This is a genomic window from Streptomyces sp. NPDC021012 (assembly GCF_044333355.1).
Taxonomy (GTDB): Bacteria; Actinomycetota; Actinomycetes; order Streptomycetales; family Streptomycetaceae; genus Streptomyces.
Genome location: NZ_JBIRQU010000009.1, coordinates 300140 through 323281, shown reverse-complemented (window position 1 = coordinate 323281; position 23142 = coordinate 300140). Strand labels below are relative to the sequence as shown.

Genomic DNA, 23142 nt, shown 5'->3' with positions numbered 1-23142 from the left:
GTACCTCCTCCCCGTCAGCAGCAGAACATCACGCTCTGCCCCAGTCTGGGGTCGTTCGGGCTACTTTTCGACCCGTGCAGGAGTTGCGGAACGACGAGGGCCGTGTGTCCGTCCCGGAGGACGGGCACACGGCCCTCGCCTTGCCGTGGGGAGCGGTTACGCGCCGATGGCGTGCAGGCCGCCGTCCACGTGGATGATCTCGCCCGTGGTCTTCGGGAACCAGTCCGAGAGCAGCGCGACGATGCCGCGGCCGGCCGGCTCCGGGTCCGAGAGCTCCCACTCCAGCGGCGAACGGCTGTCCCACACGGAGGCCAGCTCGCCGAAGCCCGGGATGGACTTCGCGGCCATGGAGCCGAGCGGGCCCGCCGAGATCAGGTTGCAGCGGATGTTCTGCTTGCCGAGATCGCGCGCCATGTAGCGGCTGGTGGCCTCCAGGGCGGCCTTGGCCGGGCCCATCCAGTCGTACTGCGGCCAGGCGAACTTGGCGTCGAAGGTGAGGCCCACGACGGAACCGCCCTCGGACATCAGCGGCAGCAGCGCCATCGTCAGCGACTTCAGGGAGAAGGCGGAGACGTGCATGGCGGTGGCCACGGACTCGAACGGCGTGTTCAGGAAGTTGCCGCCGAGCGCGTCCTGCGGCGCGAAGCCGATGGAGTGCACGATGCCGTCGAGGCGGTCGCCCAGGTGCTCGCGGACCTGGCCCTCCAGGCGGGCGAGGTGCTCGTCGTTGGAGACGTCGAGCTCCAGGACCTTGACGTTCTCGGGCTTGGGGAGCTTCTTGGCGATGCGCTCGGTGAGCGTCGGCCGGGGCCAGGCGGTGAGGATGATCTCCGCACCCTGCTCCTGGGCCAGCTTCGCGGCGTGGAAGGCGATGGAGGACTCCATCAGCACACCGGTGATGAGGATGCGCTTGCCCTCGAGAATTCCGCTCATGGTGATCAGTGACCCATGCCCAATCCGCCGTCAACCGGGATGACGGCTCCAGTGATGTACGAGGCGTCGTCGGAGGCGAGGAACCTCACCGCGGCGGCGATCTCCTCCGGCTGCGCGTAGCGGCCCAGCGGCACCTGGGACACGATGCCGGCGCGCTGCTCGTCGGTGAGCACGGCCGTCATGTCGGTGTCGACGAAGCCGGGGGCGACGACGTTGAAGGTGATGTTGCGCGAGCCCAGCTCACGCGCGAGGGAGCGGGCGAAGCCCACCAGGCCGGCCTTGGAGGCGGCGTAGTTGGCCTGGCCCGCGGAGCCCAGCAGACCGACGACCGAGGAGATCAGGACGACGCGGCCCTTCTTGGCGCGCAGCATCCCGCGGTTGGCGCGCTTGACGACCCGGAAGGTGCCGGTGAGGTTGGTGTCGAGGACGGACGTGAAGTCCTCCTCGGTCATGCGCATGAGGAGCTGGTCCTTGGTCACGCCGGCGTTGGCCACGAGGACCTCCACCGGACCGTGCTTCTCCTCGATCTCCTTGTACGCCGTCTCCACCTGCTCCGCGTCGGTGATGTCGCACTTGACGGGGAGGCAGCCGAGCTCGACCAGGGCGGCCGGGGGCTCGCCGGAGCGGTACGTGATCGCGACCTTGTCGCCGGCCTCGGCGAACGCGCGGGCGATGGCGAGGCCGATGCCCCGGTTTCCTCCGGTGACGAGAACCGAGCGGCTCAACGGATCACCCTTTCGATAGCGGTCTGGTAGCCGAAAACCTATCGGTATCGCCCCCGACATGGGGAATCGACCTCCCACAGTGGCGTAGGGGTGTCGCTGTGGGGTCCCTACAGCTCGGGGCCGGTGCCCACCGGTCGGCGGGTTCGCCCGGGGCGCACTCCAATGCGCGGACCCGGGGGCCCGCCCCGTGATTGACTTCCGGTTTCAGACCGCTGTCTTCCGATCGCCGAGAGCGAGGCCGCTCGTGGTCCATCAGATCGACCCTTCGTTCGTCGCGCTGCCCCTGCGGGCGCTCGCCGACGCCGCGCTCGCCCGAGCGCGCGCGCTGGGCGCCGAGCACGCGGACTTCCGCCTGGAGCGGGTGCGCAGCGCCTCCTGGCGGCTGCGCGACGCCAAACCGTCCGGTTCCTCGGACACCACCGACCTCGGCTACGCGGTGCGGGTGGTGCACGGCGGGGCCTGGGGCTTCGCGTCCGGGGTGGACCTGACGATGGACGGGGCGGCGCGGGTCGCCTCGCAGGCCGTCGCCATGGCCAAGCTGTCGGCGAAGGTGATCGCGGCGGCGGGCTCGGACGAGCGCGTGGAGCTGGCCGCGGAGCCGGTGCACGCCGAGAGGACGTGGGTCTCCTCGTACGAGATCGACCCCTTCTCCGTGCCCGCCGAGGAGAAGAGCGCGCTGCTCGCGGACTGGAGCGCGCGGCTGCTCGGGGCGGAGGGCGTGGCGCACGTGGACGCCTCGCTGCTCACCGTCCACGAGAACAAGTTCTACGCGGACACGGCCGGCACCGTGACCACGCAGCAGCGCGTCCGGCTGCACCCGCAGCTCACGGCGGTCGCCGTGGACGGGACGACCGGCGAGTTCGACTCGATGCGGACGATCGCGCCGCCGGTCGGGCGGGGCTGGGAGTACCTGACCGGGACCGGCTGGGACTGGGACAAGGAGCTCGACGAGATCCCGGGGCTGCTCGCCGAGAAGATGCGCGCGCCGAGCGTGGAGGCCGGGCGGTACGACCTGGTCGTGGACCCCTCGAACCTGTGGCTGACGATCCACGAGTCCATCGGGCACGCCACCGAGCTGGACCGGGCGCTCGGCTACGAGGCGGCGTACGCGGGCACCTCCTTCGCCACCTTCGACCAGCTGGGCAAGCTGGCGTACGGCTCCTCGATCATGAACGTGACGGGTGACCGGACCGCCGAGCACGGTCTCGCCACCGTCGGCTTCGACGACGAGGGCGTGGAGGCGCAGTCCTGGGACCTGGTGAAGGACGGCACGCTCGTCGGCTACCAGCTGGACCGGCGGATCGCGAAGCTCACGGGCCTCGGCCGGTCGAACGGCTGCGCCTTCGCCGACTCCCCCGCGCACGTGCCGGTGCAGCGGATGGCGAACGTCTCGCTCCAGCCGGACCCGGGCGGCCTGTCGACGGAGGACCTGATCGGGGGCGTGGAGCGCGGCATCTACGTGGTCGGCGACCGGTCCTGGTCGATCGACATGCAGCGCTACAACTTCCAGTTCACCGGCCAGCGCTTCTTCCGCATCGAGAACGGCCGGCTCGCCGGGCAGCTGCGGGACGTGGCATACCAGGCGACGACCACCGACTTCTGGGGCTCGATGGAACAGGTCGGCGGCCCGCAGACGTACGTCCTCGGCGGCGCCTTCAACTGCGGCAAGGCCCAGCCGGGCCAGGTCGCCGCCGTCTCGCACGGCTGCCCCTCCGCCCTCTTCCGGGGCGTCAACATCCTGAACACCACGCAGGAGGCCGGTCGATGAGCCGCGTCAGCAAGCCGTACGAGATCGTCGAGCGGGCCCTCGAACTGTCCCGCGCCGACGGGTGTGTCGTCATCGCCGACGAGGAGTCCTCGGCCAACCTGCGCTGGGCGGGCAACGCGCTCACCACGAACGGGGTGACCCGGGGCCGTACCCTCACCGTGATCGCCACCGTCGACGGCGCCCAGGGCACCGCCTCCGGTGTCGTCTCGCGGTCCGCCGTGACCGTGGACGACCTGGAGCCCCTGGTGCGGGCCGCCGAGGCCGCCGCCCGCGCCGCCGGGCCCGCCGAGGACGCGCAGCCGCTGGTCGAGGGCGTGCCCTCCTCGCCCGACTTCACGGACGCCCCGGCGGAGACCTCCTCCGCGGTCTTCACCGACTTCGCCCCGGCGCTCGGCGAGGCCTTCGCACGCGCGCGTGCGGGCGGTCGCGAGCTGTACGGCTTCGCCAACCACGAGCTGACCTCCACCTATCTGGGCACGTCCACGGGGCTGCGGCTCCGCCACGACCAGCCCAACGGGACCCTGGAGCTCAACGCCAAGTCCCCCGACCGCTCGCGCTCCGCGTGGGCCGGGCGCTCGACCCGGGACTTCAAGGACGTCGACCCGGCCGCGCTCGACGCGGAGCTGGCGACCCGCCTCGGCTGGGCGGAGCGGAGGATCGAGCTGCCCGCCGGGCGGTACGAGACGCTGCTGCCGCCGACCGCCGTGGCCGACCTGATGATCTACCAGCTGTGGTCCTCGGCGGCCCGGGACGCGGTGGAGGGCCGTACGGTCTTCTCCAAGCCCGGCGGCGGCACCCGGCTCGGCGAGCAGCTCTCCCCGCTGCCGCTGACGCTGCGCAGCGACCCGAACGAGCCGGGCCTGGAGTCCTCGCCGTTCGTGATCGCGCACTCCTCCGGCGACGACTCCTCCGTCTTCGACAACGGTCTGCCGGTCGGGCCGGTCGACTGGGTGAAGGCCGGCGCCCTGGCGCATCTGATCACCACCCGGCACACCGCGGGGCTTACTGGGTTGCCCGTGGCGCCGGGAGCCGGGAACCTGATCCTGGACGGCGGCGGCGAGCGCTCCCTGGAGGAGATGGTCGCCTCGACGGAGCGCGGCCTGCTGCTGACCTGCCTCTGGTACATCCGCGAGGTCGACCCGGCGACGCTGCTGCTGACCGGGCTGACCCGGGACGGCGTCTACCTCGTCGAGAACGGCGAGGTGGTCGGCGAGGTGAACAACTTCCGGTTCAACGAGTCGCCGGTGGACCTGCTGTCGCGGGCCTCGGAGGCGGGCCGGACGGAGAAGACGCTGCCGCGCGAGTGGAGCGACTGGTTCACCCGGGCCGCGATGCCCGCCCTGCGGGTGCCGGACTTCAACATGAGCTCGGTCAGCAAGGGGGTCTGACCCGCCTAGACTGGCCGACGTAGTACTGACGACTTTCTGAGGAGACGGACGATCGTGACGGACATCGTCGACGAGCTGAAGTGGCGCGGGCTGTTCGCCCAGTCCACCGATGAGGACGCACTGCGCAAGGCTCTCGCGGACGGTCCCGTCACGTTCTATTGCGGTTTCGACCCGACCGCGGCCAGTCTCCACGTCGGCCACCTGGTCCAGGTCCTCACCGTCCGCCGGCTCCAGCAGGCCGGGCACCGGCCGCTGGCGCTGGTCGGCGGGGCCACCGGGCAGATCGGTGACCCGCGGCCGACGGCCGAGCGCACCCTGAACGACCCCGAGACGGTCGCGAACTGGGTGAACCGGCTGCGCTCGCAGATCGAGCCCTTCCTCTCCTTCGAGGGGGAGAACGCGGCGGTCATGGTGAACAACCTGGACTGGACCGCCGGGCTGTCGGCGATCGAGTTCCTGCGGGACATCGGCAAGCACTTCCGGGTCAACAAGATGCTGACCAAGGACTCCGTGGCCCGGCGCCTGGAGTCCGAGCAGGGCATCAGCTACACCGAGTTCAGCTACCAGCTGCTCCAGGGCATGGACTTCCTGGAGCTGTACCGCCGTTACGGCTGCACGCTCCAGCAGGGCGGCTCGGACCAGTGGGGCAACCTGGTGGCCGGCCTCGACCTGATCCACCGCCTGGAGCCGGGCGCCGAGGTCCACGCGCTGGCTACCCCGCTGATGGTCAAGGCGGACGGCACCAAGTTCGGCAAGACCGAGAGCGGGGCCGTCTGGCTGGACCCGGAGATGACCACGCCGTACGCGTTCTACCAGTTCTGGCTGAACGTGGACGACCGGGACATCTCGACGTACATGCGGATCCTGTCCTTCAGGTCCCGCGAGGAGCTGGAGGAGCTGGAGGCGCAGACCGCCGAGCGGCCGCAGGCGCGGGCCGCGCAGCGGGCACTCGCCGAGGAGCTCACCACCCTGGTGCACGGCGCCGAGCAGTGCGCGGCCGTCATCGGCGCCTCCAAGGCGCTGTTCGGGCAGGGCGACCTGGCCGAGCTGGACGAGCCGACGCTGGCCGCCGCGCTCTCCGAGCTGCCGCACGCGCGCGTGTCCGAGCTGGGCCAGGTCGTGGACCTGTTCGCCGAGGTCGGTCTCGTGGCGAGCAAGTCGGCGGCGCGGCGCACGGTGAAGGAGGGCGGCGCCTACGTGAACAACGTGAAGGTGACCGCCGAGGACGCCGAGGTGTCGGCGGAGGAGCTGCTGCACGGCCGCTGGCTGGTGCTGCGGCGCGGCAAGAAGAACCTGGCGGCGATCGAGTTCGCCGGCGAGTGAGGATCACGACGGGAGGAGGCCCGGTACGCGCGCTGTGCGCCGTACCGGGCCTCCTCCCGTCCCTCAGGCGTGCCGTCTGCCGCCCTTGAGCGAGACCCACAGCATGTCGCCCACGCCGACCACGGCGATGGCGCCGATCAGCTGGAGCAGATGCCGGGTCCAGTCGATGCCCCGGGTGTCCTCGACTCCGATCCAGCCCGCGACCGCGTTGCCGAGCACACTGCCGAGAATGCCGAACACGGTCGTCAGCCACAACGGGATCTGCTGCTTCCCCGGCAGGATCGCCTTCGCGAGCAGACCGAGGACGAATCCCACGATGATCGCCCACAACCAACCCATCGCCGCCTCCTAGTGCGCGTGTGCGCCCAGTCTCGACCCATCGGCCATACGGCGCATGTCGGGCAGCACCATGCGTGCCCCGGTCTCGTGGGCCGTGGAGGGCGGGCGTACCGTGGAATCAGGTCCGGACCGGGGAGGGTCCGGCACGACCTGTGGGCGGTGAACGGCGATGCTGAAGCATGGCGGGACCGAGGTCTTCCGGATCACGGGGGCCCGGCAGGGGCTCGCCGACGACGTGCGGGGGCGGCAGCGGCGCTACGTCATCTCGATGACGGTGCGGACGCTCTCCGTGATCGCCGCGACGGTGCTGTGGAACGTCGAGCGGCACGTGGCCTTCGTGGCGCTGGGGCTGGGGCTCCTGCTCCCCTACATCGCGGTGGTGATCGCCAACGCGGGACGCGAGAGGGCTCCGTCCCTTCCCTCCACCTTCGTCCCCACTCCGGTGCGCCCGGCGCTCGACCCCCCGAACCTCAAGAAAAGCTCAGATCAATCATGACGATCCCGTGCACCGCACCCCATGTGCCGTGACATACTGCCTACGCGCTCCGCATCCCCCGTCGGAGCGACGGACCGATGCCGGGCAGCTCCCCCCGTGGCTGCCCGGCATCGCTGTTGCTGGACAATGACCGGGTGAGTGAAAAGAAGCCGATCTGTTCCGCCAAGGGGTGCCGCGCCGACGCCGTCTGGGTCCTCGCGTGGAACAACCCCAAGCTGCACACGCCCGAGCGCCGCAAGACCTGGCTCGCGTGCGAGGAGCACCGCGAGCACCTCTCCCAGTTCCTGGGGGTACGGGGTTTCCTGAAGGACGTCGTGCCGCTGGCCGACTGGGAGTCCGAGGAGGCCCGCTAGACCTCGGCCGGACCTCAGCCGCCGATCGCCGACATCGGGCGCTCGGGCTGGAGGAAGCTCGGGTCGTCGAGGCCGGAGCCGGCCTTCTTGCCCCACATGGCCTTCTTCCAGAGCTCCGCGACCGTGCTGTCCGGGGCGTCCGAGCGCAGCGCGGCCCGCAGGTCCGTCTCCTCGGTGGCGAAGAGGCAGGTGCGGACCTGGCCGTCGGCGGTGAGCCGGGTGCGGTCGCAGGCCCGGCAGAACGGGCGGGTGACGGAGGCGATGACGCCGACCGTGTGCGGTCCGCCGTCGACCGTCCAGCGCTCGGCGGGCGCCGAGCCGCGCTCCTCGGAGCCTTCCGGCGTCAGGGTGAAGCGGGTGCGCAGCGAATCCAGGATGTCACCGGCGGTGATCATGCCGTCGCGCTTCCAGCCGTGCTGGGCGTCCAGGGGCATCTGCTCGATGAAGCGGAGCTCGTACCCCTCGCGTATCGCCCAGGCGAGGAGGTCGGGGGCCTCGTCGGCGTTGAGCCCGGGCATCAGGACGGCGTTGACCTTGACCGGGGTGAGGCCGGCCTCGCGGGCGGCGGCCATGCCGTCGAGGACGTCCTGGTGGCGGTCGCGGCGGGTGAGGGTCTTGAAGACCTCGGGGCGCAGGGTGTCGAGGGAGACGTTGACCCGGTCGAGGCCGGCCGCCTTGAGGGCGGCGGCGGTGCGCTTGAGTCCGATGCCGTTGGTGGTGAGGGACATCCGGGGGCGGGGCTCCAGGGCGGCGCAGCGCTCGACGATCCCGACGAGGCCGGGGCGGAGCAGCGGCTCGCCGCCGGTGAAGCGGACCTCGGTGACGCCGAGGTCGGTGACCGCGATGCGGATGAGCCGGACGATCTCGTCGTCGGTGAGGAGGTCCGGCTTGGCGAGCCACTGGAGGCCCTCTTCGGGCATGCAGTACGTACAGCGCAGATTGCACCGGTCCGTGAGCGAGACGCGCAGGTCGGTGGCCACACGGCCGTATGTGTCGATGAGCACTGTGGGCCCCCTCTCCCGGTCTTCCGGATGCGTGTGTTCTGAGCCTACGTGAGCACTCGGACAAGGAGCAGGGCAGATTGTCACGAGGACCGGTGAGGCCGCGTCGTAGAACTCTACGACGCGGCCGTCGGCGGTGGCGGAACTTATGCGTTTCAGTGGGCTCCGACTCCGGTGAGGGACTTGACCTCCAGCTCGGCGTACTTGCCCTTGTCCGGCTCCTCCTTGGAGAGGAGCGAGCCGAGCCAGCCGAGCAGGAAGCCGAGGGGGATGGAGACGAGGCCGGGGTTCTCCAGGGGGAACCAGTAGAAGTCCACCGTCTTGAACATCGAGGTGGGCTTGCCGGAGACGACCGGGGAGAACAGGACGAGGACGACCGCCGAGACCAGGCCGCCGTAGATCGACCACAGGGCGCCCTGGGTGGTGAACCGCTTCCAGAAGAGCGAGTAGAGGATCGTCGGCAGGTTGGCCGAGGCGGCGACCGCGAAGGCGAGGGCGACGAGACCGGCGACGTTGAGGTCGCGGGCGAGGGCGCCGAGGGCGATGGAGACGATGCCGATGAGGACGGTCGCCCAGCGGGCGGCCTTCACCTCCTCCTTCTCGGTGGCCTGTCCGCGCCGGATGACGTTGGCGTAGATGTCGTGCGCGAAGGACGAGGAGGAGGCCAGGGTCAGGCCGGCGACGACGGCGAGGATGGTCGCGAAGGCGACGGCGGAGATGACGGCGAGGAGGATCGCGCCGCCGGTGGAGCCGGCTCCGCCGCCGATCTCCAGGGCCGCGAGCGGGGCGGCCGTGTTGCCGGCCTTGTTGGAGGCGACGATGTCGCTGTTCTTGAGGAGGGCGGCGGCGCCGAAGCCGAGGACGATCGTCATCAGGTAGAAGGCGCCGATGATGCCGATGGCCCAGTTGACGGACTTACGGGCGGCCTTGGCGGACGGCACCGTGTAGAAGCGGATCAGGATGTGCGGCAGGCCGGCGGTGCCGAGGACGAGGGCGATGCCGAGCGAGAGGAAGTCCAGCTTGGAGGTGGCGGTGGCGCCGTACTTGAGGCCGGGCTCCAGGAAGGCGTCACCCTTGCCGCTGTTGGTGGCGGCCGCGCCGAGCAGCTCCGAGATGTTGAAGTGGAACTTGAGGAGGATGAGGAAGGTGATCAGGAGGGTGCCCGCGATGAGCAGGACCGCCTTGACCATCTGCACCCAGGTGGTGCCCTTCATGCCGCCGATCGTCACGTACACGATCATGAGGAGGCCGACCAGGGCGACGATCCCGATCTTGCCGCCGTCGCTGGTGATGCCGAGCAGCAGCGAGACGAGGACGCCCGCGCCCGCCATCTGCGCGAGCAGGTAGAAGATCGAGACGACGATCGTGGAGGTGCCGGCGGCGGTGCGGACGGGCCGCTGGCGCATCCGGTAGGCGAGGACGTCGCCCATGGTGAACCGGCCGGAGTTGCGCAGCGGTTCGGCGACCAGGAGCAGGGCGACGAGCCAGGCGACGAGGAAGCCGATGGAGTACAGGAAGCCGTCGTAGCCGAAGAGGGCGATGGCTCCGGCGATGCCGAGGAAGGAGGCGGCGGACATGTAGTCGCCGGAGATCGCCAGGCCGTTCTGGAAGCCGGTGAACTGGCGTCCGCCGGCGTAGAAGTCGGCGGCGCTGCGGGTCTGGCGGCCGGCCCAGACGGTGATGACGAGGGTGGCGAGGACGAAGACGCCGAACAGGGCGATGATCAGGGGCCGGTGCTCGGTGGTGGCGCTGCCGGCCGCGAGCAGGACGGGGGTGCTCATGCGTCGCCCTCCATACGTGTTCTGATGGCCTCGGCCTTGGGGTCGAGCCGGTTCGCCGCGTGCCGCGAGTAGAGCCAGGCGATGAGGAACGTGGTGACGAACTGGCCGAGGCCGAGGACGAGGGCCACGTTGACGTTCCCGAAGAGCTTGGTGCCCATGAAGCCGCCCGCGTAGTTGGAGAGCAGCACGTACAGCAGGTACCAGGCGATGAAGGCGAGGGTGAGGGGGAAGGCGAAGGAGCGGTACGTGCGGCGCAGCTCGCCGAACTCCGCTCCCTCCTGCACCTCGACGAACTGCTCCGTGGTGGGCGACGCGGGACCGTGGTCGGTCTCCGTGCCGTTTCTGGGCGGCGGCGGTGCTTCGGTAGCCACGGAATCTCCTCGTGACGCGGGGACGGACGGCTTGGTCAAGGGGGCCTCACCAGCGGTGTGGGAAGCGGGGCTCCGAGCGGAGCTCCTCCCCTGCCCAACGGCACGGAGCGGGAAGCGAAGCGGTTCACCGTGGACTTTTCTTTGAACATATCTTCATGAAGTCTTCTCAACTCATTGAAGGTTCGGGAAGATCAGCGATAGCTTCACTCGTCATGCACCTGTCCGCGCGCAAACCCGCGCGGGGGCAGTACGTACGGATGATGTGGAGAACCCATGGCTCATCTGGGATCGAGGCGCGGCCGAGCTCTCGCTCTGCCGGTCGGTCTCGCGCTCACGGCCTCGCTCGGCTTCCTCGCCCCCGGCGCCGCCTCCGCCGCGGAACTGAGCGACGCTCCGGCCGCCGTGGCCGCCTTCAGCGGCCCGAAGCTCTCGTACGTCGTCAACGTCGAGGGCGGCCGCTGGACCGCCGACTCCGTGCGGAAGTCGATCGCCGCCGCGGGCGGCGAGGTGGTCGTCTCGTACGACCAGATAGGCGTGATAGTCGTCCACTCGCAGAACCCCGAGTTCGCGAAGACGATCCGGCAGGCGCGTGGTGTGGAGTCGGCCGGCGCCACCCGTACCGCCCCGCTCTCCGTCCAGTCCGACGACTCCGTCGACGAGGGCGCGCAGACGCTGTCCGCCGCCGAGGCGAAGGCGGCCGCCGCCGCCGCCACGGACGGTCAGGACCCGCTGGAGCCCCTGCAGTGGGACCTCCCGGCGATCAAGGCCGACAAGGCGCACGAGAAGAGCCTCGGCAGCAGCCGGGTCACCGTCGGCATCATCGACACGGGTGTCGACGACACCCACCCGGACCTGGCGCCGAACTTCGACGCCTCCAAGTCCGCCAACTGCGTGTCCGGCGTGGCGAACACCACCGCCGGTTCGTGGCGTCCGAACAAGGGCGAGAGCGACCACGGCACGCACGTCGCGGGCACCATCGGCGCCGCCAAGAACGGCATCGGCATCACCGGTGTCGCGCCGGGCGTGAAGCTCGCCGGCATCAAGGTGGCGAACCCGGACGGCTTCTTCTACACCGAGGCCGTGGTCTGCGGCTTCGTGTGGGCGGCCGACCACGGCGTCGACATCACGAACAACAGCTACTACACCGACCCGTGGATGTTCGCCTGCAAGAACGACGAGGACCAGAAGGCCCTCATCGAGGCGGTCACCCGCGCGACCCGGTACGCGGAGAAGAAGGGCACGGTCAACGTCGCCGCGGCCGGCAACTCCAAGTTCGACCTGGCGGCCGACAAGATCACGGACACGACCAGCCCGAACGACACCACGGCGGTCCCCCGTGACGTCGACCCGTCGGAGTGCTTCGACTACCCGTCCATGCTGCCGGGCGTCGTGACGGTCTCCGCGACCGGCGCCAAGGGCCTCAAGGCGTCCTACTCCAACTACGGTCTCGGCGTCGTCGACATCGCCGCCCCCGGCGGTGACCGCACCGAGTACCAGACCCCGGACGCCCCGGCGGTCAACGGCCGCATCCTGTCGACCACGGTCGACGGCGGCTACAACTACAAGGCCGGCACGTCGATGGCGTCCCCGCACGCCGCCGGTGTGCTCGCGCTGCTGAAGTCGACGCACCCGCATGCCAGTCCGGCGGCGCTGAAGGCGCTGCTGTACGCGCAGGCCGACGAGCAGGCGTGCACCAACCCGTACGACATCAACGGTGACGGTGTCGTCGACGCCGTCTGCGAGGGCGGCAAGCAGAAGAACGGCTTCTACGGAGCCGGTCTGATCGACGCGCTGGCCGCCGTGAAGTAAGCGGTACCGCGTGACGAGGGCCCTGGTGTGGTGCGCCACACCGGGGCCCTTCGCATGGCACCGAGTGCCACACTGCGGTCATGGACGACACAGTGCGTACGGGTACGGAGTTGTTGTGGTCGGCCCTGGGCGGCGATCCCGCCCTCGTCGACCGTGTGGAGTACGGCGGGGTCTCGGGGCTGCTGCCCGCGCGGCTGCCGGTGATGGACCTGGCGCGGGGCGCGGTCGCGGTCTGCTCGCTCGCCGCGGTGGAGCACGCGGGGATCCCGGGGCCGGTGCGGGTGGACGACGGGGCCGTCGCGACCGCCTTCGTGAGCGAGCGCCATCTGCGGGTCGACGGGCGGGAGCCGGTGAACTTCGCGCCCCTCTCGCGGTTCTGGCGGGCGGCCGACGGCTGGGTCCGTACGCACGCCAACTACCCGCACCACAAGGCGGCGTTGCTCACGGCGCTGGACGCGGCGGACTCCGTGGAGGCCGTCGCGGCGGCGATCGGGGAGCGAAAGGCCGTCGAGGTCGAGACGGCGGTGTACGGGGCCGGGGGCCTGGCCGTCGCCCTGCGCACGCCCGAGGAGTGGGCGGCGGGCGGGCAGGGCCGGGAGGTGGCGGCGCGGCCGCTGCTGACCCGGGAGCGGCTCGACGAGGCGGCGCCCCGGGCGGCGGACGGGCGCCCGCTGCGGGTCCTGGACCTGACCCGGGTGCTCGCCGGGCCCGTCGCGACCCGGACGCTCGCGCTGCTCGGCGCGGACGTGCTGCGGATCGACCCGCCGGGCAACCCGGAACTGCCGGACCTGCACGCGGACACGTGCGTCGGCAAGCGGACGTCCGCGCTGGACCTGGACCGGCCGTCGGACCGGCGGACCTTCGACGAACTGCTCGACGCGGCCGACGTGTTGGTGACCGGCTACCGGCCGGGCGCGCTCGACCGGTTCGACCTGGACCGGCCGGGTCTGGTGACGGCCCGGATCTCCGCCTGGGGCGACTACGGGCCGTGGGCCGGGCGGCGCGGCTTCGACTCCCTGGTGCAGGTGGCGACGGGGATCGCGGTCGTCGAGGGCTCGGTCTCGGAGCCCGGCGCGCTGCCCGCCCAGGCGCTGGACCACGGCACGGGCTATCTGCTCGCGGCGGCGGTGCTGCGGTCCCTGACGGAGCAGCGCGCGGAGGGCGGCAGCCGCCTCGTCCGCCTGGCCCTCGCGCAGACGGGCCACTGGCTGACCGGGACGCTGCCGCGGTACGAGCCGGAGCGGTACCTCGCCGAGTCGGAGGGGCCGCTGGGGCGGCTGCGGCATGCGCTGTCGCCGGTGGCGTACGAGGGCGGGCCGACGTCCTGGTCCCGGCCTCCGGGCGTCGCGGGGGCGGACGCGCCGGAGTGGGCGGGGGCCTGAGGGACGGGGGCGGCGCCGGGGCCGCCCCCGTCGTGCCTTACGGCTTGACCAGGACCTTCAGGGCCGTGCGGTCGTCCATGGCCTTGTAGCCGGCGGGGACGCCGGACAGGTCGACCGTCAGGTCGAAGACCGGGGACGGGTCGATCGCGCCGGAGAGGACGTCCGGGAGGAGTTCCGGGATGTAGGCGCGGACGGGGGCGACGCCGCCGCGCAGGGCGATGTTGCGGTCGAACATGACGGAGAGGTCGAGGCCGGTGCCGCTGCCGTGCGGGACGCCGACGTAGCCGATGGAGCCGCCGTCGCGGGTGATGGCCACGGCCGTGCGCATCGACTGCTCGGTGCCGACCGCCTCGATGACGGCGTGCGCGCCCTGGCCGCCCGTGAGCTCGCGGACGGCGGCCTCGGCGGCCTCGCCGCGCTCGGCGACGACGTCGGTGGCGCCGAAGGCGCGGGCGATGTCGGTGCGGGCGGTGTGCCGGCCGAGCGCGATGATCCGCTCGGCGCCGAGCCGCTTGGCGGCGAGGACGCCGCAGAGGCCGACGGCCCCGTCGCCGACGACGGCGACGGTGGAGCCCTTGGTGACGCCCGCGCCGAGGGCCGCGTGGTGTCCGGTGCCCATGACGTCGGAGAGGGCGAGCAGCGCGGTCAGGAGCCGGTCGTCGGAGGCGGCGTCGGCGGGGAGCTTGACGAGGGTGCCGTCGGCGAAGGGGACGCGGACGGCCTCGCCCTGGCCGCCGTCGGAGCCGACCGAGCCCCAGAAGCCGCCGCGCGGGCAGGAGGTCTGGAGGCCCTCGGCGCAGTACTCGCAGGTGCCGTCGGACCAGACGAAGGGGGCGACGACGAGGTCGCCGGCGGCGAAGCCGGTGACCTCGGAGCCGGCCGCCTCGACGATGCCGAGGAACTCGTGGCCGATGCGCTGGCCGGGCTGCCGGGCGGACTCGCCGCGGTAGGCCCACAGGTCGCTGCCGCAGATGCAGGCGCGCAGGACCCGCAGGACGACGTCCGTGGGCTCCTGGATCACCGGGTCGGGCACGTCCTCCACGCGCATGTCGAACGGGGCGTGGATGGTGGTGGCGCGCATGGGGGGCGGTCCTTGCTGTCAGACGGTTGTACGACGTTCACCGTACATCGCGCGGAGCGTTCCCGCCGTCAGCAGGTACTGCGCCGCGATGTAGGTCAGCATGACCCAGAAGTCGGGCGCCGGCAGCTGGGGCCAGTCGGCGACACCGGTGGCGATGAGGGTGTCGGACAGCAGGAAGAGGGCGCCGCCGAGGCCGGCCGGGAGCCCGAAGGCGCTGGAGCGGTAGGCCATGGCGGTGAGCAGCAGCGAGTACCCGGCGACGGGGATCCGCAGGTCGGCGGGGAGGTCGGGCCAGAGGAGCACGACGGTGGTGAGGAGCGCGGCCGCGTACAGGGCTCCGAGCGCCGGGGACGTACGCCCGCGTCCGAAGAGGACCAGGTAGCAGACGTGTCCGGCGGCGAAGGAGCCCATGCCGACGAGGAAGGCCCAGTCGGCGTCGGAGAGCAGGAGGACGTCGCCGCCCCAGCCGAAAAGGAGCGCGGCGATGAGCGGCTTGGGGGCGCCCCGGGTGGCGGCGTACGCGGCGAGCAGGGGCATCAGGAGCGGCTTGGCGACCTGGTGGCCGAGGTCCGCGCCGGCGAGCAGGGAGCCGAGGTCGACGACCGCGGCGAGGAGGAAGGCTCCGAACAGGGTTCGGGAGGGGGTGGTCACGCGGCGGGCTCCGGGGCGGTCTGGTCGTGGGGTGCGGTGGTACGGGCCTCCGGCTGCCAGCCGGGCCCTCGGAAGACCCGCCCGGCCCGCTCGCGCCAGCCGTGCGCGGCGCGCAGGTCGCGGGCGATGGCGGCGTACTCGTGGGTGGCGACGCGGAGCGGGTTGTAGGTCTCGATGTTCTTGGTGAGCCCGTAGACGGGCCGCTCGGTCTCGCCGGTCCAGGAGCCGAACGCCCGGTCCCAGACGATCAGGATGCCGCCGAAGTTCCGGTCCAGGTAGCCGCCCTGGGAGGCGTGGTGGACGCGGTGGTGCGAGGGGGTGTTGAGGACGTACTCGAAGGGGCGGGGCAGCTTGTCGATGCGCTCGGTGTGGATCCAGAACTGGTAGACGAGGTTGACCGAGTGGCAGAAGGCGACGACCGCCGGGTGGACGCCGAGGGCGATCATCGGCAGGTAGAACGGCCAGCCCGTCACATTGGTCCACGGCTGGCGCAGGGCGGTGGAGAGGTTGAACTTCCGGCTGCTGTGGTGGACGACGTGGCAGGCCCAGAGGATGCGGATGACGTGGTGTCCGCGGTGCTGCCAGTAGTAGAGGAAGTCCTGCGCCAGCAGCATGAGCGGGATCGTCCACCAGAGGACGGGGACGCGGAGCGGGGTCAGCTCGTACACGGCCGTGTAGACCGCGACGATCGGGATCTTCCACAGCGCGTCGACGACGAGGCTGCCCAGGCCCATGCCGATGCTGGTGGCGGCGTCCTTGGCCGCGTACCCGGCGGCGTCCTCGTCGGGGTGGATCCGGTGGCCGACCATCTCCACGACGGTGAGCAGGACGAACGCCGGTATGGACCAGAGCACGACATCGGGCGGGTTCGGCGGCATGTCGATGACGGTAGAGGCGGGGGGCGTACGCGACTAGACGTGATTACTTACAAGTAAGTGAGACAACTTGTCAGCAAGCTTTGGAGCTTCCCGACAAGGCGTCCCTAGACCCCCGCCGCTCCCAGCAGCGATCCCGCGCCGTAGGTGACCGCCATCGCGAGGGCGCCGCCCGCCGCGTTGCGCAGGATCGCGGGGCCCGTGGGGGCGCCGCCGAGGCGGGCGCTCCACCAGCCGGTGAGGACGAGGGCGGCGAGGACGGAGAGGACCGTGATCCAGAGGCGGGCGGAGGGCGGGGGGAGGACGATCGCGAGGAGCGGGAGCAGGGCGCCGACGGTGAAGGCGAGGAAGCTGGCGCCGGCCGCGTGCCAGGGGTTGGTGAGGGCGTCGGGGTCGATGCCCAGCTCCACGCGCGCGTGGGCGCGCAGCGCGTCACGGGCGGTGAGCTGTTCGGCGGCCTCGCGGGCCACCTCCGGGGAGAGGCCGCGGGCGGCGAGCAGGCCGGTCAGTTCGGCGAGTTCCGCCTCCGGCTGCTCGCGCAGTTCGCGCTTCTCCTGGGCCAGCGCGGCCCTCTCGGAGTCGCGCTGGCTGGAGACCGAGACGTACTCCCCCGCCGCCATCGACATCGAGCCGGCGAGCAGCCCCGAGAGGCCGGCCGTGAGCAGGGCGGCCCGGTCCTCGGTGGCGCCGGCGACGCCGACGACGAGGCCCGCGGTGGAGACGACGCCGTCGTTGGCTCCGAGCACGGCCGCCCGGAGCCAGTTGAGACGGGAGCCGAGGCCGCCGCCGTGGGCCTCGTCGTGCGCTTTGTCCGGTACGGGGGGTGACGTCACGTCAGGAGGGTCGCACCCGGCGGCTCACCAGACGCGGACCGACCCGCCCGGGGCGAAGGCCGGGCTCGTCGCCCCCTCGGGGACCTTCTCCAAGGGTCGGGCGATCTCCTCGACCGACGGGCCGTGGACGGCGGCCAGGCGGTCGAGGAGGGCGAGGTCGAAGCCGTAGACGCGGGCCGCGTTCCCGCCGACCATGGCGGCGACCTCCTCCCTCGGGAGTCCCGCGTAGGCGATGCGGAGGCCTTCGCGGGAGTACGGGGTGGTGCCCTCGTCGTGCGGGTAGTCGCTGCCCCACATGATCTTGTCGAGGCCGATCCGCTCGCGCAGCGGCACCTCGTGGGGGCGCATGAAGCTCGCGCCGACGAAGCAGTTGTCCCGCCAGACCTCCTTGGGACCCTTGCCCATGGACTCCGCGAGGCCGGCGCCGAACTTGGACTCGGCGGTGGAGGCCTTCGTCGCGGCCGACACCAGGCGCCGGTGGTAGTAGTCCAGCATGTCGAGGACGCCCGGGATCCAGCCCGAGCCCTGCTCGGTCAGGACCAGCTTGAGCCCCGGGTGGCGCCGGAACGCGCCGCCGAAGACCAGGTGCCACAGGGCCCGGTGGGAGAACCAGGTGGTCTCCACCATGAACACCGCCCGGGCGGCCGGTTCGTCGCCGAGCGGCGGGGACGCGGAGCCGCCGTGGTGGTTGACCGGGACGTCGAGCTCGGCGCAGACGGCCCAGATCGGGTCGTACGCCTCCGCGTACAGCTCGGGGACGGAGGAGCCCGGCGGGACGCCGGGCAGCAGGATGCCTCCGGTGAGTCCGGCCTCGCGGGCGCGGCGGATCTCCGCGACCGCTGCGTCCACGTCGTTGAGGAGGATCTGCGCCACGCCCGCCCTGCGTCCCGGGGCGTCCGCGCAGAAGTCGGCCAGCCAGCGGTTGTGCGCCTGGAGCCCGGCCCAGCGCCGCTCGTACTCGGCGCGGGTGGGCGGCTGGGCCATCAGGGAGGCCTTGGGGAAGAACGGCGGGATGGTGTTGGGGAAGACGACCTCGGCGACGATGCCGTCCGCCTCCAGCTCGCGCAGCCTGCGCCGCGAGTTCCAGTTGCGGTCGGCGGTGTCGGCGAGGAGGTCCTCGTAGGGGTTGACGTAGGTCGCCGCCCAGGCGTCGAAGTCGTCGTGGTGCTTCTTCTCCAGGTACGGCTTGTAGTCCAGGAGGTCGGCGCCGGCGTGGCAGTCGGCGGAGACGACCGTGTAGCGGTCCGTCACGGGTTCACCCCCAGGACCGGGAAGTCGTGGTCGGTGAGCCAGTGCCGGCCTACCTCGCGCGAGCGGGCCCAGGAGGCTTCGACGGCGGCCTGGTCGGCGGGCTGGCCGAGGTCGGCGGGGGTGGGGCCGATGCGACGGGCTATCGGATCCAATATTTGGATATCGAATCCAAAGACCTCGGCGGCGGCGAGACCGAGCATCCGCCGGGTCTCCGCGACCGGGATGTCGTGGAAGGTCTTCCGCAGCCACGCGCGCGTGTCGGGCCAGGTGCCCTCCGGGTGCGGGAAGTCCGAGCCCCACAGGATGTTGTCGACGCCGATCTCGTACCGCTGCGCGAGCTCGCGCCGCTTGGTGTTGGTGGCGCAGACGAAGACCTGCCGGTCCAGGTACTCGCTCGGCGGCCGCTTCAGCTCGGCGAACGGGGACAGCTTCTTGCCGCCGTGCGCGCCCAGGTAGAGCCGGTCCATGAACCAGAGCAGGTTCGGCAGCCACCAGCAGCCGGACTCGGCGACCCCGAACCGCAGGCCCGGGTGGCGCTCGAAGACGCCCGACCAGAGCAGGAACCACAGCGGCCTGGCCGGCCAGAAGGTGACCTCGGAGACGTAGATCCCGAGGTGGTCGCCGTACTCCTCGCGCGGTGCCGCCCCGGAGTGGGTGACGACCGGCATCCCGGTCTCGGCGGCCGCCGCCCACACCGGGTCGTAACGCCGGTCGTGGTAGGGGGCCTTGTCCACCCACATGGAGGGGATCATGAGCGCGCCGAGCCCGGACTCCTTGGCCCGGTGGATCTCGGCGACGACCTCGCGGACGTCGGCGGTGACGGGCAGGAGGGCGACCCCGCAGTGCCGGGCCGGGTTGGCGGAGACGAACTCGGCGAGCCAGCGGTTGTGCGCCTTCGCGCCCGCCATGCCGAGCTCCGGGTCCTGGTCGCCGGAGAGCCCGAGGCCGACGCCGAAGGGCGCGGCGGTCTGGCTGTCGACGGCGTCCGCGTCGGGGAAGACGACCTCGGCGGCCACGCCGTCGCCGTCGAGCTCCTTGATCCGCTGAGCGGGGTCCCAGCCGCCCCGCAGGCCTTCCTCGTTGTCGTGGAACCACTTGTCGGCGAAGGCCTCGTTGCGCACCCCGAGCCGGGTCATGGCCTCCCGGCGGGCCTCGCGCCCCGCCAGGAAGTCGTCGAAGTCCCGGTGGAAGCGGGGGTCGAGATAGGGCCGGTACTCCTCGGTGGGCAGCCCGGCGTGACAGTCGGAGGAGATGATCAGGTACGGGTCCTCATGGCGCTCGTTGCTCATGGCGAAAGCCCCTCGGTCGGTGAAGCCCCTCAGTCGAGGATGAAGTTCTCCAGGTACGACGGGTTGGCGCGGTCGAGCATGGACCGCGAGCGCGCCGTGATCTGGCGGTCGCTGTGCTCGCTCGCCGGCAGCATCCAGAAGCGGTCGGCGCGGATGCCGTCGACGACGTGCTCGGCGACCTCCTCCACCGGGGTGAAGGCCACCTCGCGCCCGGCCTCCTTCATCGCCGCCTCGAACTGGTCGAGGCTGCGGTACGGGGTCCGGCGCGGCTTCTGCTTGGCGTACCGCTCGGGCCGGTTGCGGTGCGACTCCCACAGCCCGGTGCGCAGCATGTGCGGGCCCGGGAAGAGGACGGAGGCGCCCACGCGCGCGTGCTCCGCCTTGAGGTGGGCGTACAGGGACTCGGTCATGGTGACGACGGCCGCCTTGGTGACCGCGTACACGGAGGCGGTGGGCAGCGGGGCGATGCCGCCGTCGCCGGAGGAGGTGTTCACGACGTGGCCGGGTTCGCCGCCCGCGAGCATCCGGGGGACGAAGGCCTGGATGCCGTGGAAGACGCCCCAGATGTTGACGGAGAAGGCCCACTTCCAGTCGTTGGGCTCGTGCTCCCACATGCGGCCCTCCGCACCGGAGCCGACGCCCGCGTTGTTGCAGAGGACGTGGACGGCGCCGAAGGTGTCGTACGCGGCGTCCGCGAACGCCCGTACCTCCTCGGGGTCGGAGACGTCGACCGTCCGGGCGAGGACCTGCGCCCCGTCGGCCATCAGCTCGTCGGCGGCCGCTTCGAGGGCGCCGCGCTCGACGTCCCCCATGACGACGGCGAGGCCCTCGGCGGCGAAGCGGCGGGCCATCGCGAGGCCGATGCCGCTCGCCGCGCCCGTGACGACGGCGACCTGTCCCGCGCGCAGCTCCATCAGGCACTTCCTTCCGGGGGTCCGTCGAGGATCTGGAGCGGGTCGTCGTACCGCTGGTGGACGAAGGGCAGCAGGGCCTCGGCGGAGACCCGCTCGGCGACCGTGCCCTTCTGGTCGGTGGTCTTCTCGCCGATCGTGATCTCGACGAGCCGGCGCACCGGCAGGTCGGCGACCGGGTCGTACATGGACTCGCGCAGGACCACGTCGCCGGTGATCCGCTCCAGCTTCCGCACCTTCTCGTTGCGGACGCAGTGCACGAGGACGGGGTCGGCGTCGAAGCCGGTGCCCTCCACGCCCGGCAGGAACTTGAAGTAGAAGTCGGTCTTCTCGACGGGCCCGGGGACCGGCAGGGTCCCGGAGACCGCGCCGCGCACCTCCACGAAGGCGATGCCGTGCCGGGCGAGGGCGGCGCGCACGACGAGCCCCTCGCGCTCGACCGTGACCTCGCCGAGCTTCTTCGGCTCGCCGAAGACCTCGCGCCCGCCGATCAGGGCCCGCTCGTGGGTCATCGGCATGACCAGCGGGTACCAGCCCTCCCGGTCGCCGTGGGCGGCGGCCACGGCCACCGAGCCGGCGCCGAGCGGATAGCCGGGCAGGTCGACCTTGCTGATGTTGGCGCGCACGAGGGGGCGCGCGGTGGGCTTCAGCGGGGGCGGCAGGACCGCCGCCACGACGTCCGGGTCGGTCTCCCAGACGGCGACCACACCGGTGGACCAGATGTCGGGGAGCTTGGCGGACCGCTCGCGGGCCGCCGCCGCCTCCGCGTCGCTGCGTGCCCCGTACCGTACTCGTGCCATGACGTACCACCCTTCGGGATCGTCGGCCTGTAACACAGTTACACCGCGACCGCCGAAGGGTAAAGAGGTCTGCACGCAGAGGAGTTGGGGGAATCGATGGCACGCTCCGCGCTGACCCGTGACGAGGTACTGGACACCGCGGCCGCCCTGGTGAGGGAGCACGGCCCGGACGCGCTCACGATGCGCCGGCTCGCCGCCGAGCTCGGCACCGCGGTCACCTCGATCTACTGGCACGTCGGCAACCGCGAGTCGCTGCTCGACGCGCTCGTCGCCCGCACCGTCTCCGACCTGGGCACGATCCGCCCCCGGGGCACGACCCCGGTCGAGCGGATCGTCTCGGTCGCCCGCGCGCTGCGCCGCGCCCTGCGCGAGCGCCCGCACCTGGTGGCGATGGTCCACGAGCGGGGCCTCACGGAGCGCATGTTCCTGCCGGCCCAGCGCGCCCTGGTCCACGAGGCGCACGCGGCCGGGCTGCGCGGGGCGCATGCCGCGCGGGCCGTGCGCGCCGTGCAGTTCCAGGTCGTCGGCTACGTCCTGGTGGAGCGCAACCGCGAGCGGGCCCCCGCCCAGTCCCCCGCCGAGGAGGAGCTGTGGCGCGGGGAGGACGCCGAGGCCGACGGGCCCCTCGCCCGCGCCCTGGCCGCGCCGATCGACACCGAGCGGCTCTTCACGGACTCCGTGCGGGCCCTGGTGGAGGGCCTGCTCGCGGGTGCCCGGAGTGAGATCGAGAACACCGAGGACGGGATTGTCGGCCGCGGGCCGTATTCTCAATGACCGTGCTTGACGACCGTACGACAGCAGCGACGTGGCCGGCCGCCTACCCGCAGGGGTACGCGGTCGTCGACGTGGAGACCACCGGACTCGCCCGCGACGACCGGATAGTGTCCGCTGCCGTCTACCGGCTGGACGCCCAGGGGAACGTCGAGGACCACTGGTACACGCTCGTCAACCCCGAGCGCGACCCCGGTCCGGTCTGGATCCACGGGCTGACCAGCGACGTCCTGGAGGGCGCGCCGCTCTTCGCGGAGATCGCGGCGGAGTTCGCGGCCCGGCTCGACGGCCGGGTGCTCGTCGCGCACAACGCGATGTTCGACTGGCAGATGATCGCCAGGGAGTACGCGCGCGCGGAGTCCGCGGCGCCCGTGCGCCAGCGGCTGTGCACGATCGCGCTCGCCAAGGAGCTGTCGCTGCCGCTGCCCAACCACAAGCTGGAGTCGCTCGCCGCGCACTTCGGCGTCGTGCAGCAGCACGCGCACAACGCGCTCGACGACGCCCGGGTGCTCGCCGAGGCCTTCCGGCCGAGCCTGCACGCGGCGGCCGAGCGGAACGTACGGCTGCCGCTCCTGGAGTGCCGGCCGCTGACCGAGTGGGCCTCGGCGCCCGCGCAGCCGCTGATCGGCCGGCAGTCCTCCTACCGGGCGGGCAGCTGGCGCCCCTCGCGCAAGCGTCCGCCGTGCCCGTACCCCAACCCGGGGCGGTACGAGACGGACAAGCCGCTCAAGCAGGGCATGAGGGTGGCCTTCTCCGGCGACACCTCCATCGACCGCGAGCTCCTGGAGGACCGCACCGTCGAGGCCGGCCTCCACGTCGCCACCAGCGTCTCCCGGCTGACCAGCCTGCTCGTCACCAACGACCCGGACTCCGTCACCTCCAAGACGGCGAAGGCGAAGTCCTTCGGCACCCCGGTCGTCGACGAGGCCGCCTACACCCAGCTGCTGCGGGACGTGACCCCGGCAGACGGGTGACGCCCCCGGCCCTGCGGGCGTGCCGAGCTGCGCGCGC

The 23142-nt window shown here is 71.8% G+C and carries 23 protein-coding genes; 9 read left to right on the top strand and 14 right to left on the bottom strand.

Annotation, left to right across the window (positions count from 1 at the left end):
- Positions 1-156: 156 nt before the first annotated feature.
- Both fabI and fabG read right to left on the bottom strand, forming a co-directional pair.
- Positions 157-933 (bottom strand): enoyl-ACP reductase FabI, encoded by a 777-nt coding sequence (fabI, locus tag ACH4TP_RS28560; RefSeq protein WP_030691677.1) that lies wholly within the window; start codon positions 931-933, stop codon positions 157-159.
- Between the two features lie 5 nt (positions 934-938).
- The gene (gene fabG, locus ACH4TP_RS28555) at positions 939-1658 is read right to left on the bottom strand and encodes a 3-oxoacyl-[acyl-carrier-protein] reductase (RefSeq protein ID WP_086827680.1); all 720 of its coding nucleotides are present in this window, start codon (positions 1656-1658) and stop codon (positions 939-941) included.
- 244 nt (positions 1659-1902) lie between these two features.
- Here fabG and ACH4TP_RS28550 point away from each other — a divergent pair, with 244 nt between their 5' ends.
- Genes ACH4TP_RS28550 through tyrS form a run of 3 tightly spaced genes read left to right on the top strand, consistent with a single transcriptional unit; the run spans position 1903 to position 6137 of the window.
- The gene (locus tag ACH4TP_RS28550) at positions 1903-3426 is read left to right on the top strand and encodes a TldD/PmbA family protein (protein ID WP_398177168.1); all 1524 of its coding nucleotides are present in this window, start codon (positions 1903-1905) and stop codon (positions 3424-3426) included.
- A complete protein-coding gene (locus ACH4TP_RS28545; RefSeq protein ID WP_389223321.1) occupies positions 3423-4814 on the top strand; it encodes a metallopeptidase TldD-related protein in 1392 nt (463 codons plus the stop codon). The genes ACH4TP_RS28550 and ACH4TP_RS28545 overlap by 4 nt, the downstream gene beginning before the upstream one ends.
- 54 nt (positions 4815-4868) lie before the next feature.
- Positions 4869-6137, top strand: a complete 1269-nt coding sequence (gene tyrS / locus ACH4TP_RS28540; RefSeq protein WP_389223324.1) for a tyrosine--tRNA ligase — start codon at positions 4869-4871, stop codon at positions 6135-6137.
- A 63-nt stretch (positions 6138-6200) separates the two neighbouring features.
- On the opposite strand, the gene ACH4TP_RS28535 is transcribed toward tyrS, so the two are convergent.
- A complete protein-coding gene (locus tag ACH4TP_RS28535) occupies positions 6201-6476 on the bottom strand; it encodes a GlsB/YeaQ/YmgE family stress response membrane protein (protein WP_389223327.1) in 276 nt (91 codons plus the stop codon).
- Between the two features lie 169 nt (positions 6477-6645).
- Here ACH4TP_RS28535 and ACH4TP_RS28530 point away from each other — a divergent pair, with 169 nt between their 5' ends.
- Positions 6646-6972, top strand: a complete 327-nt coding sequence (locus ACH4TP_RS28530; protein ID WP_389223330.1) for a DUF3099 domain-containing protein — start codon at positions 6646-6648, stop codon at positions 6970-6972.
- A gap of 134 nt (positions 6973-7106) precedes the next feature.
- The gene (locus ACH4TP_RS28525) at positions 7107-7325 is read left to right on the top strand and encodes a hypothetical protein (RefSeq protein WP_398439484.1); all 219 of its coding nucleotides are present in this window, start codon (positions 7107-7109) and stop codon (positions 7323-7325) included.
- A gap of 14 nt (positions 7326-7339) precedes the next feature.
- On the opposite strand, the gene moaA is transcribed toward ACH4TP_RS28525, so the two are convergent.
- The 3 genes from moaA to ACH4TP_RS28510 all read right to left on the bottom strand — a co-directional run bounded on the left by moaA (position 7340) and on the right by ACH4TP_RS28510 (position 10478).
- Positions 7340-8329: a GTP 3',8-cyclase MoaA gene (gene moaA / locus ACH4TP_RS28520; protein ID WP_389223336.1), complete on the bottom strand. Its 990-nt coding sequence runs from the start codon at positions 8327-8329 to the stop codon at positions 7340-7342.
- Positions 8330-8481: 152 nt separating this feature from the next.
- Positions 8482-10107 carry a cation acetate symporter gene (locus tag ACH4TP_RS28515; protein ID WP_389223339.1) on the bottom strand — a complete coding sequence of 542 codons (1626 nt, stop codon included), beginning with the start codon at positions 10105-10107 and terminating at the stop codon, positions 8482-8484.
- Complete coding sequence (locus ACH4TP_RS28510) at positions 10104-10478, bottom strand: DUF485 domain-containing protein (RefSeq protein ID WP_389223342.1); 375 nt, start codon at positions 10476-10478, stop codon at positions 10104-10106. Before ACH4TP_RS28510 ends, ACH4TP_RS28515 begins: the two co-directional genes overlap by 4 nt.
- Positions 10479-10751: 273 nt before the next feature.
- Between ACH4TP_RS28510 and ACH4TP_RS28505 the strand changes: the two genes are divergently transcribed.
- Both ACH4TP_RS28505 and ACH4TP_RS28500 read left to right on the top strand, forming a co-directional pair.
- A complete protein-coding gene (locus ACH4TP_RS28505) occupies positions 10752-12287 on the top strand; it encodes a S8 family serine peptidase (protein ID WP_389223345.1) in 1536 nt (511 codons plus the stop codon).
- An 80-nt stretch (positions 12288-12367) separates the two neighbouring features.
- Positions 12368-13669 carry a CoA transferase gene (locus ACH4TP_RS28500; RefSeq protein WP_398439483.1) on the top strand — a complete coding sequence of 434 codons (1302 nt, stop codon included), beginning with the start codon at positions 12368-12370 and terminating at the stop codon, positions 13667-13669.
- A gap of 37 nt (positions 13670-13706) precedes the next feature.
- Here the strand turns inward: ACH4TP_RS28500 and ACH4TP_RS28495 are convergent, their stop codons facing one another.
- The 8 genes from ACH4TP_RS28495 to ACH4TP_RS28460 all read right to left on the bottom strand — a co-directional run bounded on the left by ACH4TP_RS28495 (position 13707) and on the right by ACH4TP_RS28460 (position 21360).
- Entirely contained in the window at positions 13707-14750 is a 1044-nt protein-coding gene (locus ACH4TP_RS28495; RefSeq protein ID WP_389223351.1) for a zinc-dependent alcohol dehydrogenase family protein, read from the bottom strand.
- Positions 14751-14768: 18 nt separating this feature from the next.
- The gene (locus tag ACH4TP_RS28490; RefSeq protein ID WP_398177184.1) at positions 14769-15401 is read right to left on the bottom strand and encodes a lysoplasmalogenase; all 633 of its coding nucleotides are present in this window, start codon (positions 15399-15401) and stop codon (positions 14769-14771) included.
- On the bottom strand, positions 15398-16279 hold the full coding sequence (locus tag ACH4TP_RS28485; RefSeq protein ID WP_398439482.1) for a sterol desaturase family protein: 882 nt from the start codon (positions 16277-16279) through the stop codon (positions 15398-15400). The genes ACH4TP_RS28490 and ACH4TP_RS28485 overlap by 4 nt, the downstream gene beginning before the upstream one ends.
- A gap of 104 nt (positions 16280-16383) precedes the next feature.
- Positions 16384-17109, bottom strand: a complete 726-nt coding sequence (locus ACH4TP_RS28480; protein ID WP_389223360.1) for a VIT family protein — start codon at positions 17107-17109, stop codon at positions 16384-16386.
- A 24-nt stretch (positions 17110-17133) separates the two neighbouring features.
- Positions 17134-18360 (bottom strand): amidohydrolase family protein, encoded by a 1227-nt coding sequence (locus ACH4TP_RS28475; protein WP_398177190.1) that lies wholly within the window; start codon positions 18358-18360, stop codon positions 17134-17136.
- The gene (locus ACH4TP_RS28470) at positions 18357-19649 is read right to left on the bottom strand and encodes an amidohydrolase family protein (protein WP_389223366.1); all 1293 of its coding nucleotides are present in this window, start codon (positions 19647-19649) and stop codon (positions 18357-18359) included. The genes ACH4TP_RS28475 and ACH4TP_RS28470 overlap by 4 nt, the downstream gene beginning before the upstream one ends.
- Positions 19650-19678: 29 nt before the next feature.
- Entirely contained in the window at positions 19679-20563 is an 885-nt protein-coding gene (locus ACH4TP_RS28465; protein WP_398439481.1) for an SDR family NAD(P)-dependent oxidoreductase, read from the bottom strand.
- Positions 20563-21360 carry an acetoacetate decarboxylase family protein gene (locus ACH4TP_RS28460; RefSeq protein WP_389223372.1) on the bottom strand — a complete coding sequence of 266 codons (798 nt, stop codon included), beginning with the start codon at positions 21358-21360 and terminating at the stop codon, positions 20563-20565. Before ACH4TP_RS28460 ends, ACH4TP_RS28465 begins: the two co-directional genes overlap by 1 nt.
- Before the next feature lie 96 nt (positions 21361-21456).
- Between ACH4TP_RS28460 and ACH4TP_RS28455 the strand changes: the two genes are divergently transcribed.
- Positions 21457-22134 (top strand): TetR/AcrR family transcriptional regulator, encoded by a 678-nt coding sequence (locus ACH4TP_RS28455; RefSeq protein ID WP_389223375.1) that lies wholly within the window; start codon positions 21457-21459, stop codon positions 22132-22134.
- Entirely contained in the window at positions 22131-23105 is a 975-nt protein-coding gene (locus tag ACH4TP_RS28450) for a DEDDh family exonuclease (protein ID WP_389223378.1), read from the top strand. The genes ACH4TP_RS28455 and ACH4TP_RS28450 overlap by 4 nt, the downstream gene beginning before the upstream one ends.
- The last annotated feature ends 37 nt before the right edge of the window (positions 23106-23142 follow it).

Coding starts and splice junctions, on each gene's coding strand:
- fabI (WP_030691677.1), bottom strand. CDS start 933: ATGAGCGGAATTCTCGAGGGCAAGCGCATCCTCATCACCGGTGTGCTG.
- ACH4TP_RS28545 (WP_389223321.1), top strand. CDS start 3,423: ATGAGCCGCGTCAGCAAGCCGTACGAGATCGTCGAGCGGGCCCTCGAA.
- ACH4TP_RS28535 (WP_389223327.1), bottom strand. CDS start 6,476: ATGGGTTGGTTGTGGGCGATCATCGTGGGATTCGTCCTCGGTCTGCTC.
- ACH4TP_RS28530 (WP_389223330.1), top strand. CDS start 6,646: ATGCTGAAGCATGGCGGGACCGAGGTCTTCCGGATCACGGGGGCCCGG.
- ACH4TP_RS28515 (WP_389223339.1), bottom strand. CDS start 10,107: ATGAGCACCCCCGTCCTGCTCGCGGCCGGCAGCGCCACCACCGAGCAC.
- ACH4TP_RS28505 (WP_389223345.1), top strand. CDS start 10,752: ATGGCTCATCTGGGATCGAGGCGCGGCCGAGCTCTCGCTCTGCCGGTC.
- ACH4TP_RS28500 (WP_398439483.1), top strand. CDS start 12,368: ATGGACGACACAGTGCGTACGGGTACGGAGTTGTTGTGGTCGGCCCTG.
- ACH4TP_RS28495 (WP_389223351.1), bottom strand. CDS start 14,750: ATGCGCGCCACCACCATCCACGCCCCGTTCGACATGCGCGTGGAGGAC.
- ACH4TP_RS28485 (WP_398439482.1), bottom strand. CDS start 16,279: ATGCCGCCGAACCCGCCCGATGTCGTGCTCTGGTCCATACCGGCGTTC.
- ACH4TP_RS28470 (WP_389223366.1), bottom strand. CDS start 19,649: ATGAGCAACGAGCGCCATGAGGACCCGTACCTGATCATCTCCTCCGAC.
- ACH4TP_RS28465 (WP_398439481.1), bottom strand. CDS start 20,563: ATGGAGCTGCGCGCGGGACAGGTCGCCGTCGTCACGGGCGCGGCGAGC.
- ACH4TP_RS28460 (WP_389223372.1), bottom strand. CDS start 21,360: ATGGCACGAGTACGGTACGGGGCACGCAGCGACGCGGAGGCGGCGGCG.
- ACH4TP_RS28455 (WP_389223375.1), top strand. CDS start 21,457: ATGGCACGCTCCGCGCTGACCCGTGACGAGGTACTGGACACCGCGGCC.
- ACH4TP_RS28450 (WP_389223378.1), top strand. CDS start 22,131: ATGACCGTGCTTGACGACCGTACGACAGCAGCGACGTGGCCGGCCGCC.